Annotated in this window: 11 protein-coding genes and 3 pseudogenes; 6 read left to right on the top strand and 8 right to left on the bottom strand. The window is 58.4% G+C overall.

From position 1 onward, the window contains the following. Positions 1-355 precede the first annotated feature (355 nt). Positions 356-2,800, bottom strand: coding sequence for a glycoside hydrolase family 3 C-terminal domain-containing protein (locus CO671_RS30070; RefSeq protein ID WP_004674391.1), 2,445 nt, complete (start codon positions 2,798-2,800; stop codon positions 356-358). Between the two features lie 468 nt (positions 2,801-3,268). Between CO671_RS30070 and CO671_RS34360 the strand changes: the two are divergent. After that, positions 3,269-3,449 (top strand): annotated as a pseudogene (locus CO671_RS34360) (hypothetical protein); the annotation flags it as partial. 409 nt (positions 3,450-3,858) lie between these two features. Here CO671_RS34360 and CO671_RS30055 read toward each other — a convergent pair. From CO671_RS30055 to CO671_RS30040, 5 genes and pseudogenes are all read right to left on the bottom strand, one after another. Beyond that, on the bottom strand, positions 3,859-4,725 hold the full coding sequence (locus CO671_RS30055; RefSeq protein WP_237353332.1) for an ISAs1 family transposase: 867 nt from the start codon (positions 4,723-4,725) through the stop codon (positions 3,859-3,861). A 286-nt stretch (positions 4,726-5,011) separates the two neighbouring features. Beyond that, positions 5,012-5,716 (bottom strand): LysR substrate-binding domain-containing protein, encoded by a 705-nt coding sequence (locus tag CO671_RS30050; RefSeq protein ID WP_244414416.1) that lies wholly within the window; start codon positions 5,714-5,716, stop codon positions 5,012-5,014. Between the two features lie 12 nt (positions 5,717-5,728). Beyond that, positions 5,729-5,917 (bottom strand): annotated as a pseudogene (locus tag CO671_RS34355) (LysR family transcriptional regulator); the annotation flags it as partial. Between the two features lie 529 nt (positions 5,918-6,446). Then, the gene (locus CO671_RS30045; RefSeq protein WP_245425046.1) at positions 6,447-6,995 is read right to left on the bottom strand and encodes an SDR family oxidoreductase; all 549 of its coding nucleotides are present in this window, start codon (positions 6,993-6,995) and stop codon (positions 6,447-6,449) included. A gap of 11 nt (positions 6,996-7,006) precedes the next feature. Continuing rightward, positions 7,007-7,789, bottom strand: coding sequence for an SDR family NAD(P)-dependent oxidoreductase (locus tag CO671_RS30040; protein ID WP_011053310.1), 783 nt, complete (start codon positions 7,787-7,789; stop codon positions 7,007-7,009). 467 nt (positions 7,790-8,256) lie between these two features. On the opposite strand from CO671_RS30040, the gene CO671_RS30035 reads away from it, so the two are divergent. The 5 genes from CO671_RS30035 to CO671_RS30020 all read left to right on the top strand — a co-directional run bounded on the left by CO671_RS30035 (position 8,257) and on the right by CO671_RS30020 (position 12,835). Continuing rightward, the gene (locus CO671_RS30035; RefSeq protein ID WP_009991591.1) at positions 8,257-9,108 is read left to right on the top strand and encodes an SDR family NAD(P)-dependent oxidoreductase; all 852 of its coding nucleotides are present in this window, start codon (positions 8,257-8,259) and stop codon (positions 9,106-9,108) included. A gap of 7 nt (positions 9,109-9,115) precedes the next feature. Next, positions 9,116-9,841 (top strand): RibD family protein, encoded by a 726-nt coding sequence (locus CO671_RS30030; RefSeq protein ID WP_225881321.1) that lies wholly within the window; start codon positions 9,116-9,118, stop codon positions 9,839-9,841. A 22-nt stretch (positions 9,842-9,863) separates the two neighbouring features. Continuing rightward, entirely contained in the window at positions 9,864-9,986 is a 123-nt protein-coding gene (locus CO671_RS34555; protein WP_009982859.1) for a hypothetical protein, read from the top strand. Positions 9,987-10,466: 480 nt separating this feature from the next. Then, on the top strand, positions 10,467-12,416 hold the full coding sequence (locus CO671_RS30025) for a multicopper oxidase domain-containing protein (protein WP_018446454.1): 1,950 nt from the start codon (positions 10,467-10,469) through the stop codon (positions 12,414-12,416). Between the two features lie 26 nt (positions 12,417-12,442). Continuing rightward, positions 12,443-12,835 (top strand): hypothetical protein, encoded by a 393-nt coding sequence (locus tag CO671_RS30020; protein WP_004674379.1) that lies wholly within the window; start codon positions 12,443-12,445, stop codon positions 12,833-12,835. 77 nt (positions 12,836-12,912) lie between these two features. Here CO671_RS30020 and CO671_RS30015 read toward each other — a convergent pair. Further along, positions 12,913-13,580, bottom strand: a pseudogene (locus CO671_RS30015) (IS66 family transposase zinc-finger binding domain-containing protein); the annotation flags it as partial. Positions 13,581-13,627: 47 nt separating this feature from the next. Continuing rightward, complete coding sequence (locus CO671_RS30010) at positions 13,628-13,915, bottom strand: hypothetical protein (RefSeq protein ID WP_008534161.1); 288 nt, start codon at positions 13,913-13,915, stop codon at positions 13,628-13,630. Between the last annotated feature and the right edge of the window lie 3 nt (positions 13,916-13,918).

Here is a 13,918-nt window from a genome sequence, read left to right as displayed (position 1 = left end):
ACCACCAATCACTAGGCTCGCTCTTACCCAGGACAACCTGTTGAGGCTCCACATCTAGTCGCTGCCGGATGAAAATTCAGTGGCAGGTCACTTCTTCCATCCCTTGGTGTCCACCTATTTTGGTGGACACCTCATGCCAAAGCTCACTCAATTGCAGAAGGTGCGGGGAAAATCGCGCTTACGATCGTTCAGAAAACATTGCCTGTTTTTGGAGGCGCAGGCGGTGTTTCGCCATGCCATTAACCAAGTACCGGTTTTGAAGCATTCTCTCACTCAACTCACCCAGCTTCACCGCCAAAACTGCATACGTTGGAACTCGACCACTGCCCAATGTGGTCATTGATTTGCGGCCCATTCAGAGCGCCAAGACAGCGCCCTTTTGCGTGACAGTTAAACTCAAACGGATGTCGGTGGCCGAGAACCCAGCCATCACTGCAAATTCCCCCGCCTCTATCCGCCAACGCCGCTCGGTCGTGTCGAAGAAGGCAAATGTTCGGGCGTCAAGTATGAAACGCAACCTTCGTTTCTCACCGGGTTCCAGGGCAATTTTCGAGAAGGCTTTCAGCTCTTTAACCGGTCTGGGTATAGATGCTTCAACATCGCCGACATAGATTTGCACCACTGCCGAACCTGGCCGCTCGCTGATGTTGGTCAATTCCAGTGTCACTGTCACCGCGCCGGCAGCGTCTGGTAGCCCTACCGTCAGGTCCGACATCGCAAAGCTTGAATAACCGAGACCATGACCGAACGGGAACAGCGGCTTAATGCCGTGGCGGTCGTAGTGCCGATAACCGACGAACACACCTTCGTCATATCGCACATGGCCGTCCTTACCTGGATAGACGGCGTCATCCTCAGTATGTGTGGGGTTGTCAGCCCAGCGCACGGGGAAGGTCTGTGCCAGTCGGCCCGAGGGCTCGGCCTTGCCGAGGAGCACATCGGCGATCGCGTTGCCAGCCTCCTGTCCGGGATACCAGCATTGCAGTACTGCACGAGCACCGGAAAGCCAGGGCATTTCCACCGGTCCACCGGTTTGTAGTACGACGATCGTGTTCGGATTGGCCGCAATTACCGCCTCAACAAGCTGGTTCTGCAGACCGGGAAGTGCAATACCGCGAAGATCGGAGCCCTCGGTATCCCAGTCGCCCGTTCTGCCCACGAAGACTACCGCATGATCAGCCTTTGCCGCGACGGCTGCTGCCTCGGCAATCTCCGCTTCGGCCGAAAATCTGCCTATTCCTACCCGAATTGCGGCGATATAGAGGTTGACGTGGTCGTGCCGGGCGTACTCGGCGACGACCTCGTATGTACGGCCGGCTTCGAGCGTGATTTCACCCACGACCTCTTCGCAGCCTTCTTCAAAGAATGTGGTACCACGTATCCAGGAAGCCCAAGCGTCCACCACAAGTCTGCCGTCCACATAGACCCGGCCAAGCCCGGCCGAGGTTAGTCCGACGCGATAGACGCCGGCTTCCGAGGCTGTGAAGATGGTGCGCATTCTAGCCGAAAAGCGAAGGGGATCGACAAAGCCCTCGGCCACGGGGGGCAACCATACACCAAGGCTCGACGGTTCCTCGACGACCTTCACCGGTTCGCCAGCTAGCTCCCTTCCTTGGAAAAACTCGAAGGTTGTGGGGTTTTCGATTAGCGGCTGAAACCGATAATTGTTGCAGCCCTGAGCGTAGCACAGATTCTCCTCACCCAGCGCGTCCACCAGCCCCTGCCACGGACTGATGACATAGTGAGGGTTCAACTGCGCCGAGCCGCCTCCCATCACCTGCGCGACCTTGGCATTGGGTCCAATGATGGCGACCATACCTTGCTGAGCCAATGGCAGGATCCCGTCATTCTGTAGCAGAACTGCGCTTTCCGCTCCCGCGCGCCTGATCAATGCCCTATGTTTCGGTTGATCAATGGCGTACTCCTTAAACTCGCGATGATCGTTGATAGCGCCGGTGCGTTCCATCAAAGTCAGGATATTGCGCACACAGGCGCGGATCGTCTCGACACTAACCTCGCCGCCTTCGACCGCAGCCAGTAGCTTGGAGCCGCGATCGCGAGTCGGGCCCGGCATCTCCAGATCCAGCCCGGCATTCACGGTGGGTGCGGTCGAACGCGAGCCGAACCAGTCCGACATCACCACGCCGTTAAAACCCCAGTCACCGCGCAGAACCTCGTTCAACAGCCAATGGCTTTCCGCCGTGTAAGTACCGTTTAGCTTGTTATACGAAGACATCACGGCCCAGACCTTTGCCCGCTTCACCGCCGTCTCAAAGGGTATCAGGTAGACTTCGCGCAGCGTGCGTTCATCGATATCTGAAGAGATGGTTGTACGTTCAATCTCGGACTCGTTGCCGACGAAATGTTTTATCGTGGCACCGACTTTCGTGGACTGCAGACCTTCGATATAGCCGACTGCAAGTTCCGCCGTCAGGATCGGATCCTCAGAGAAGCACTCAAAGTTGCGGCCGTTTGTGACGCTACGCTGGATGTTAACGGTGGGGGCTAACGAGACGTGGGCACCTTTTGAAAGAACCTCGTCACCTAGGGCACTGCCGATTTCCTTGGCTAGATCCGGGTTCCAACTCGCTCCGATGGCGATGCCCACCGGGAAAGCCGCTGCAGTCACACCTCCGACAAAAGACCCCGCCCCGCGGGCGCCGTTGGGGCCGTCGGTCAAGCGCAATCTCCCTATCCCTAGGCGGTCGATGGGCGGTAAAGACCAGAACGTATCGCCGGAAAGTAGCGAGACCTGCTCCGCCAAGGTCATATTATCGAGCAATGCTTTCTTATCAATCATCTTCTCTGCTTCTTGAATCTCAATACTTACCTGTCCCAGATCAACATCTCAAGATGCATATCGGGGAAGCTGGTGATCTCGGCGCCATGGAGCCGTCCATCCATAAAAAGGACGCCCGTTTGTTCATCAAGGCGTCGCGTCCCGCCGTCGCGAGGACGACGACATGTTCGAAGCCTTCACATAGCCGAGATGCGGTCACCGCTTTCCATTGAAAACAAGGAACATCGCGGCAATCGATTTCAGCAGTGAAAGTTGTGCCGGCTGCGGCAGCGCCGGTTCTGTTACGGAGTTATTCCTCCGCAAGTTTGTGAGACAGTTCGAACCTTAGCAAGCTTTATCAGACAATCTGTTGACAGACAACCTCGGTCGCGCAGCTTTCGTGTCGTCATTGATGATTCGATGCTTCCCTCGGAGGCGGATCCCGATTGATGAAGTTTCTTCACCGCCTATGGACAAGGATCGACCACAATGGACAGGCTGTTGTCCCGTTTCCGGCTACAGAGTAATCATTTTCGTACTGTCTTTCATAATCAGCATTTGCGCGGTGGGGTTTTCGGGGCACTACGCCGCGGGTCTCCTACAAGGCCGCCTGGAAACCTCGAGCGAGGTGATGCAGGTGCTCTCGGGTTTCCGTGACGTCTCCGCCTCGTCCGTCTGCATCGCCCTCACGCCGTGCTTGAATCCTCCCTACATATGCAGGCATTCCCGGTTGATATCGATCCAGATTGTCTGAGAGCTACCAGTATTCGTTGATCCTGCCGTTATAGCTTTGCCTGCTCGTCTGCACAAATTTAGATATCGAGAGATCAAAAACGGGCGCCTGGAGGAGAGCCGTGGCAGTACCGCATTCGTACCGGCTGGTCGTGTCAGACAGCCGAAGACTTGCGGATTCTCTACCATCATGGATGGCCTCGGCTCAGAGAGGGATCGGAGGCTGTCACGTATTTTTTTCCGCTTTCGGCATGTTAAAGGATGCCAGGCGATCTTGCTGCCAATTATTTTTCTGGCTGCGAGCGACCGCTTTCTGCCGGCACTCAAATTCCCCTGGTGAAGCAGGGCTATCGCATATGAGCGATGATAGAGATGAGGAACTGATCGTCCCACCCTGCCTTCTTGATCTTTCGACGAATGGAGGCCTTATCTGGATGGGCCCGGATGAGGTTGAGGGCAATCTTTCGTAACAGAGCAATGTTTGCCGGTCCGTGATCCTTACGGTTTCTGGCGGCATCCTCGCGGAACTGGACGTCGAGCACCCAGTGCAGTTTGTTTTCGATCTGCCAATGAGTTCTGGTTACCTCGATCAGGGCGGCAGCCGACATGACGGTGGAGAGCAGGAAGTAGCGGACATGGCTGGTCAGACGGCCATCGGCATGACGGCTTGTGGCCTCGACGGAGCCGATGGCCTGCAGGCCGGGGAAGTCGATGTCATTGACGGCGACGATGCAGGCACGGCGTCTTTCGCAGCGGTCATGGTCATTCTCGGCGGCGGTCTGGACGCCGAGTGGCTCGACGTCGTCCAGACGAGCAATCGTCTGTGCCAGGAGGCCGGGCTGATTGGCCTTCAACGCCAGGGCATAGTCGCCGCCGGCGGAAAGGATGGCATGAGCGGTATCGGCGCGGCAATGCAGGGCATCGGCGGTGACGATGGCACCTTCCAGCGACAAAAGCGCAAGCGCATCGAGCGCCCCTTGGACCTCGTTGCGGCCCGGCGCGGTCTGTTGGCCGATGACCAGGCCGCAACCGGCAGCCCAGACCTTGACGAGGGGCAGCGGCGTCGCCTCGTACCGCCTTGCCGTCGACCGCCACCACGCCTTCCATGCCCTTTGCAAAGGCTTCGGTAAAGCGGCTTCGAAGGCAACCTGATTGAGGCAGCGGAAAACGGTGGAGAAGGTGCCATGGCCGGCGATGCCATAGGGCAGCGGCACGATCGTCTTGAGCCACTTCTTTTTGGAAACGCCGAATCGGCCATGTCGGCGCAGCTTTCGGCGCCGCAAACGATCGCGGCAATGGCAATGAACAGGATCGACATCAGCGGATGACGTGTGTTGCGCCCCGAGGGTCGGGCAGATCTTTAAAACAGGTGGCAAATCGATTCATCCGTACCTCCAAATTATCGGAGAGTTCTTGAGTCGATTTGCCTCAGCAAAACAACTCCTTACCATCCATATGCGATTCTCCTGCCTGGTGAAGCTGTCTCGTCTGGCCGTCACTTCAATCGCCCGCAACCGGCGCCTTAAGGTAGTCGAGAAACGTCCGGAGAGCGGACGGCACCTGTCGATGCGAAACGTAGTATGCATGAAAACCCGGCCCGGTAGAGGTCCAGTCCGGCAGCACGACTTCGAGTGAACCGGCCGCAAGTTTGTCCTCGACCCGGGCCTGCAGGCAATAAAAGAGACCGCCTCCCTCCTCCGCCATGCGGATAGATAGTTCCGAATCTCCGAGCGTGAGAAGTCCCGGAACGTCGAGAGAAACCATGCGATCGCCGTCGCCAAGTTCCCATTTGCAGAGGTGATCCGTACCGGTTCGGATCCGGATGCACTCGTGCGTCAAGAGATCTTCCGGCCGCGCGGGCCGCCCTCGTTCGTTGAGATAGGCCGGAGAACCGACTACGATCCATTCGAGTTCGGATGTCAGACGCGACGCGATCATCCCCTCGGGAACCGTTCCCCCATAACGGATGCCCGCGTCAAAACCTTCGGCGACCATATCGATGAAGCGATCCTCGACGCTGACTTCGACCTCGACATCTGGGTAGCTCTTGCGAAAACTGTGCAGTCGAGGAGCGATCAGCAGCTCGGCGGCGTCACGCAGGGTGGTCACTCTCACTCTGCCCGTAGGCCCGCTCCTGAAACTGTCTAGGAGATCCATCGCAGCTTGAATGCCGAGGAAACGGGGCTCCAGTTCGGCAAGCAGCACTTCGCCGGCGGCGGTGAGACTGATGCTCCTGCTTGTCCGATGAAACAGACGGACGCCCAGACGGGCCTCCAAACCCCTGATCGAGTGGCTGAGGGCAGACCCGGAAACGCCGCGAAGCGCGGCGGCCTTTCGGAACCCCCCCGCACGCGCGATCGCGACGAAAGTTTCAAGGTCGGCCAGATCGGCCCGCGTTGATACCATGAGTTATGGATACTCGCACTTGTACTGAAAAAGATCGCCCTTGCCGGCGCCGACCTTGCTTCAGGCCGGCCGGCACCTTCAATCCTTATTTAACTGGCCCTGTATTTGGTATGTGATGGCCGAGGAAGCAGTCAAAAATTTGACCTAGTGATCCATGTTGGATCCTGCGAAGGACGGCGGAGATGGCCCGGTCGCTGAAAAACGAAAACGTCCGGGATTAGATCGTCATGCAATGAAGATCTTCGTGTCCACAGCCACGAGAGACGGCACCGGTTGGTTCCGCGAGGCGGTCTAACAGTCCCGGAGGTTCTAGTTCTGAGCTCTCGAAAACGCGGGCTACCAGTCCTGCCGGGTTGGATGGACGAAATGTCGTTGATCGTGATCTCCGGGGGCTGGTCTAGTGCATAGACCACGGCTTCAGCCACCGACGACGGCGGAATACCCTGCTTGTTGAGCTCTCCGGCGATCTTTCTGCCCGTCTCGTCATGAACCTTGTCGGCCCAGCCGGTATCGATCACGCCAGGGCTGATCATAGACACTTGGATCCCGCTACCCACGCCCACCTCCTTCCTGAGGCTTCGGTAATACCGCGTATGAAGAACTTCGTGGCTCCGTAAACCCCTGCCGCCTCGCCGACATGAACGCCGGCGATAGAGCTCATATTCAGGATGCGGCCGGACCGGCGCTCCAACATCGACGGCAGCACCGCGGCGATCGCATGCAGATAGCCACGCAGGTTGGTATCGATCATCTTGTTCCAATCGCCGACGGCGGCATCCTTCCAATAGGAAAAGAGCATGAGGCCGGCATTGTTGACCAATATATCGACCGGGCCGTACGTCGTTGTGGCGAACGCGACGAGGGCCTTGGTACTCTCAAAATCCGTGGCATCAGCAACCTTGTAGCTGGCAATACCTCCCGAACCGGTGATGTCTTCGACGATCTGACTGAGGCGTTCCTCATTGCGGCCGGCAAGGACGACGCGCGCACCTTTTTCCGCCAATCCTCTGGCGGTCGCCGCTCCAATGCCCGAGGAAGCCCCTGTGACGATGGCGACCTTGTTTTTCAGATGTGACATGACGTGCTCCTTCACTGCGGTTGGGTCAATTCGGCTTGCCGCGCGGCTTTGACGGGCTCGGGGGTCGTCCGGTTTTCCAACACCTGCCGCTTGGTTTTCTGATCTCCGCCGACGATATGGTCGATGCCGTTCATGAGGGCCTCGAAGCCCTGCTTGGCGACGAGCGTCTTGTCGTTTTTTTGTTGGCCACCGAGCTTCGTACCGCCCATTCCAGCGTTCGCGTGGAAGTCGCTGTTGGTGGCGCCCGGAAGGAGTGCCGTCACCGTGACCCCGGTCGAGCGCAACTCCTCGCGCAGAGATTCCGCGAACATGTAACCGAATGCCTTCGACGGGCCGTAAACGGTTTCGTATGGCGTGGGCAGGGTCGCCGAAACCGAGGAGGTGATGAGAATCCTGCCGCGGCCGTTCTTGACCATATGTTGGACGACGCGTTTGGCCATATGGACGGTCCCGGTTACATTGATCGCAAGCAGGCGAAGCTCATCCTCGAGATCGTTATCGACAAAGGCGCCGCCAATACCGATACCGACGTTCAGAGCCGCGGCTTCCAAGGGGCGCCCCAGCCCCTGCGTAAAGGTCCAGAACCTCTCGACGCCATCGTACGTCGAGGCATCCGCTTTGAACGGATATGCTTCGGCATCAAGGCTTCGTAGCGCATCGGCGGCCTCGTTCACCTTGTCGCTTGAGCCTGAAATGGCGACATCGAATCCATTCTTGGCGAATTGTTTGGCAAGCTCGAAGCCTATTCCAGATGAGCCGCCCGTGATCATTGCGAGTGGTTTATTCCCTGTCATGATTTCACTCCTTTGGTTTGGTCAGCACCACGATCGTCTCGAGGCGCTGGTGACCAAATGCCCGTGGAGCCGATTGGTTACATGAGCAAAATTGATCGGGGCGGCGAGTGAAAATCATCCACCGATCTGGCAGGGACCAGGAGTGCGTTACCTTTTTGGTCCCGTCCGCGGTCGAACTGGCCAGGCATTCCCTACGTCACGAAGGCCCTTGAGTGAACACGGCTCATCGGTGCGTGCGATCCCGCTCACTTCAAGTAGCCGTCGCGCTACCCTATTCTTATAGTGCGATCGAACGGTCGTTCGCAGCCCGCGGATATGATCCGACGACCCAAGCGCCCGAGTAGCGTTGATGGACTTCTCTGCGCTGGTGCCATCGGCCGGCACGCTTCTCGGAGAAAAATTCCACGGCGACGGCTTGTCCGGCACACCTTCCAGCGGTGACGGTCCAATGACGGGAAAGACAAAAAATGAGCGAGAGAATGAACAGCGTCGTTGCTCCTGGCCGCGTTGCGGTCATCACGGGAGCTGCGAAGGGCATCGGCTTGGCAATCGCGAGGGCTCTCGCGGCCCGCGGCATGAAGCTCGCGCTGCTGGATCTCGACGCCGACGCACTTGAGGATGTTACTTCGACACTCGACACGGACATCCTGATCGTGAGCGGCGACGTATCAGATTTGTCGGCACTGACCAGGTTGCGGGACGAAACGATTTCGCGGTTTGGCGACGTGGCCGTCCTAGTAAACAACGCGGGCATAACGCAAGGAGCCGGCCCTTGGGACAATCCTGCAAAGTGGCGACGCCAGATCGATGTAAACTTCGGAGGTGTTCTGGCCGCGCAACACGTCTTCGTGCCCTACATGATCGAAGCCGGTCGCCAGTCGGCCGTTGTCAACCTCGGCTCCAAGGAAGGTATTACGACTCCTCCAGGTAACGCCGCATATTCGGTGGCAAAGGCAGCTGTCAAAGTCCTGACCGAACAGCTGTCGCACGAGCTTCTGAAGGAGACGGGAGGTCGTGTTTCGGCTCATCTCCTCGTCCCTGGCTACACGTGGACACCCATGAACATCGCACTCAAGCCGCAGGGCATTGCGAAACCCGATGAGGCATGGACCGCAGAGCAACTGGTGGAATACTTCCTGGTCCGTCTGCTCGACGAGAATTTTTACATCATCTGTCCGGATAACGCGGTTACGTCTGCGATCGATGCCAGAAGGATCCGCTGGGCGGCCGACGACATGATCCTGAACCGGCCGGCGCTTTCACGCTGGCACCCCGACTGGATGGATAAATTCGCAGCCTGGTTGAAGTCAGGTCACTGACGGTGGAATGTTTGTAGAGGAGAGTAATCCAATGCCCAGACCCTATGTAATCTGTCACATGATGTCGCCGCTGGATGGCCGATTGATCGTCAATGATTGGGCCGAGGCAACCGGCCATTCGGTCGATGAGCTCGTGAAGATCTATGACGGCCTGCATGAGAAGATCGGTGCCGACGCCTGGCTTTCGGGAAGAGCGACGGGAGAAGAGTTCGCGGACGCCGTCGACCGCCCCTATCAAGCAACCGGCACAGCCGCGCGACCGATCCATATCGCCAACCCGGACGCCGGCGAGTTCGCTGTCATCGTGGATAAGGACGGTCGGCTACGCTGGGACAAGAGCGACATTGAGGGAGCTCACCTTGTGGTCCTGACAGGATCTGACGTGGATGATGCTTACCTGGCGGGCCTCACCCAGGCTGGCGTTTCCTATATCGTCTCGGAGAAAGATGGCGTCGATCTGAAAAACGCGCTTGACCTTCTTGGAACCGAGTTCGGTGTGAAGCGCTTGATGCTGGAAGGCGGGGCGCAAACCAATGGCCATTTCTTGAAGGCGGGTCTTGTTGACGAGGTCAGCCTGGTCATCTTCCCTGCGATCGGAGGCAAGTCGAATACACCGGCCATATTCGAGGGCGGCGAGGATGGGCTTGCCGGCAGGGCGAGGCTCACGTTTATCAGCGCCGAAGCCGCTGGCCTCGGCTCCGTGCATCTGAGATATCGCGTTGGACGTCCATAAGAGACGTCCATAGGAGAAGATTGTGGAAGGGCTCCCTCCTGCCGTCGTCGAAATGATCGTCGAGGAGCAGGGCGCGATACTCCTGAGCAAGCAACCTTGTTTCGAGATCATCGCGCAGCGCAGAGAGCCGGAAGAACTGGCGTAGTCTGCCCGTGGTGTCTCTCCGATTAGGCGGTGTGATGAACGGTATGTGACGCCGACATTAATGCCCGCGGCGGTGACCGCGATATGAGCGTCAAGGCGTTGCTCGAGTGCAGCTCGACAAACAAACAAGGTGAGACGCGTATTGCCGCACGTAACGATGCTCCCCACAAAAATGTCGGGCCTACTACACCTGCTGTCAGGTTTGTCAGGTGCGCGCCATGGTGCTGTTCCGCCCGACTTCCTACCGCGCTCTCGTGGAAGTCCTTGAAGCATAGGCACAAGATTCCTTCTGAGGCTCGATCCGGCCAGAGTGGCATGAGTCTTGAAACTTTCTCGTCGCGCGGCGGCAGCTGTCTTCTCCCGAGAAAGCGCGCGAGTCAAAGTCGAATTGCAGGTGAACGCATGGTGACGCAGTAGAACTTTGTGGATGCGGTTCGACCCGGGGAGAACAAAACTCCGGGCAGAGGTTTGGGAGGGTTGTTTGTCTGTGTCTGACAAAATTGCGATCTTCGGTATGGCGAGCGTTTTTTCGGTCACCCATGCGCTATTCGCAGTCGCTCAAGAGGCCAGGGCCGTGACTAACCCCCTGGCCTATATGCTGCAACCTATCACAAAATCCCAGGGGATGCTGAAAACCTTCGAACAAAGCCGGGAGACATTTCCGGGCGAGGTTCTGCTCGATATGAACGCTACCTATCTCGACCGACAGATCTACAATCCGGCCACGGCGCGCTACGACCACGTTAAACTGCGCGGCTATCAAGACGCCCGCCAGACCGGCTTATCCGGTGCCGACACGCCATTGGTTGGACCGACCATCGATCTACGGCCCGGTCAGACGGTGCGGGTAACGCTTCACAACCTGTTCCCTCAGGATTCCACCTGCGGCATCGGCGGTGGCAGTGCCAATACCCCCCATTGCTTCAACGGTACCAACCTGCATTCGCACGGTCTCTGGGTAAATCCGTCTGGCAATGGCGATAATGTGCTGATCTCAATCCGTCCCGGCGTTTCGTTCCAATATGAATACAACATCGCCGTTGAGCATCCCGCCGGCACCTTCTGGTATCACCCACACCTACACGGATCAACCGCATTGCAGGTGTCGAGTGGCATGTCCGGGGCGTTGATCATCCGTGGCGATCGCATGCCGACACCGACCGAGACTGGCGATATCGACCGCCTATTGAAGCAGCCGGGCGGCTCCGATATCGCCGAACGGGTTTTGGTGCTACAGCAGATTCAATATGCTTGCACCGATAACAATGGCGACATCACTTATGATTGCCAGCCAGGACAGGTGGGCGGCATCGAAAGCTACGATCAGTTCGGACCTGGCAGTTGGCCGGCTTCGGGCCGCTTCACCAGCGTCAACGGCCAGGTGCTTGGTCAGTTGGCATTAGCGGAGGCTGGCTCGGTCGAGCGGTGGCGGATGATACACGCCGGGGTTCGCGACACCATCAATTTCGAAATCCGGCGCAAGACCGGGACGACCGCGTTCCGCACGCTTGCGGCAGCGGACACCGACAGATGGATCGATCAGAATTGCGGCAAGGATACTATTCCGTATGGGGTGGTGGCCCAGGACGGGCTGACAATGGCGCAGGTGCAGATGCGGCAGCAAGCGATCCTGCAACCGGGCTACCGCGTTGACGCGCTGGTGGTGTTGCCAGGAGCGGGTGACTACTGCATCATCGATGGCGCCGCACCGGCAGCGGCCAGCGTCAACCAGGAGGCTCCAAGCCGACGGCTTCTCGGCATAGTCACTGCAGTAGGCGGCCATGCCGTCAATGGCGAGATCGGCACCTATCTGCAGGATTGGCTGATTTCGGCGGCTGAGCGCACGATGTCACAGAATGTCGCCGGCAAGGTTATCGATGACCTCAAGAACGAGATGTCGCTCTCAAGCTTTATTCCCCATCCGGACATCGACGCGGGCGAGGTCACCGGCGAGCAGCAACTGGTGTTTAACATCGATGTGAAACAGCCGGGTGCCACCTTCTTCGAGGTTGACGGCAAACCTTATGATCCCAACCGCATCGACCGGACGTTGCCGCTGAGCGGAGTCGACGAATGGACGCTCCGCTCGGATTTCGTCAGCCACCCATTCCATATCCATGTCAATCCGTTTCAGATCATCAAAATTGTCGATGCGGCCGGCAACGATGTCAGCGCGCTTGGCGCCGATGACGACGGCGATCCGCAATATCCAGGCTTGAAAAATGTCTGGAAGGACACGCTGTGGATCAAGAATCCCGGCACCGATCCGTCGGCGCGCTACACGATCACCGTGCGGACGCACTACCAGCGCTATATCGGCGAGTTCGTTCTGCATTGCCACATCCTCGATCATGAGGACCAGGGCATGATGCAGAACATCAGGATCACCCTGCCGGACGGCCAGGGTGGCACCGTTTCCGGCCATCATTAGGGCGTCGATCGCCATTGGGAGGAACTATGAGCTTCACTGGCACTTGGAGTTATCGCAGCCTGATCAACAATCCCGATTTATCGGTTGATTTCAATGCACTGGAATTTGGCCAGGGAACGCTGGTGCTGACCGAGTTGGCTCGGCGCAAGGTCGGCGGAACCATTGGTGGGCCCGGGTGGTCGCTGGAATTGACCGGTACGGTGCGTCCGGGAGACCCTGTCGAGCTGCAATTCACTGGAAAGGGCGATGTGGCCGGCGAGACCTGGATCTACAGCTATCGCGGCTACATCGTGCCGAACTGGCCGAATGGCGTCGATCAAAGGGACGCCATTGTCGGTAGCATCGTCCGCGACGTCCCGCATTCGCATGGGGTCGCCGCAGCCGGCTACGTTGCCTCCTGGTATGCCGTGCGACAGTGATGCTCCAGCATTTGCCGCAGCTCGAAGACATTCGGATCAACATTCACCGGCCAGGGTCTGGGTCGACGGACCGATGCCTCACATTTGAACCGCGTGCTCTGGCGGTTCAGCGGGATGTGCTGCCCGAACTTGTCGAACACGATCGTCGCCAGCAACTGAGGGCCGATGAAGCCGCGCGGGCGTCGCATGGAACGGTGCGGGAGCCTGACTGATCGCCTCGCAATCGCGGCAGGTAAATTTCTCGCGCACCGTCTCGATCACCTTGAATCGGCGCGGGATATCCTCCAGCGTTTCCGTCACATCCTCGCCCAGCTTCGACAGCCGCGAGCCGCCACAGCAGGCACATGCCGTCGGCGCTTCGATGACGATGCGTGCGCGCTCGACGTCTTTGGGCGACGCCTTGCGCACTGGACGCTTGCGGGCGAAGGCGCGCACGGACTGCGTTCTGGCCGCGGCCTCTTGGACGCTCAGTTCGTCCTCGGCGGCCTACGCCACGAGCTCTTCGAGCTGCAAATTCCAACTGATCGATCAGCCGCTGCGTGCGCTCGCGGCGCGGCCCGTGCTTCTCGCGCTCCAGCTTGCCGATCAGCAACTGCAAATGCACGTTGAGCGCCTCAATGCTCGACAGCCGCGCCTTCGCGTTGGCCGCGTCCGCCTCAGCTTGCAGCCGCGCAGCACGTTCGGCCAGCAGCGCCGGATGAGCGCTGGCAAGGTCCGATGGCAGGGTAAGCGGCGGCAATGTCATAACGACATTGAATCAGATTTCTCAACAATCTCAATGCAAAAATTGAGTCAAACCCGGCTGGGGCGCCAGGTTTCCTGCCGTGCGCGCCAGTCAATTCCCTCCAGCGACAACGCATGTTGATGCCCCTCCTGGTGAGGCTGAATGATTCTCAGATCGAGTTGATGAATGGTACGGTTGCGAAGGTCGCGAACCGCGTTGACGACCGCTGGGGAATTTTGGAACAAATATGCTCCGGTTGATTGCTGGTCGATGAGCAGGCGCTTCCGCCTGATTTGAACGTAAATCCAATTGACGGGAATATCGAGCCTGGCGGCAAGTTGTACGGCGCTGAGCAAACT

This window comes from Rhizobium sp. M10, from assembly GCF_002531955.1.
Taxonomy (GTDB): Bacteria; Pseudomonadota; Alphaproteobacteria; order Rhizobiales; family Rhizobiaceae; genus Rhizobium; species Rhizobium etli_C.
This window is presented reverse-complemented; position numbering and strand designations above follow the sequence as displayed.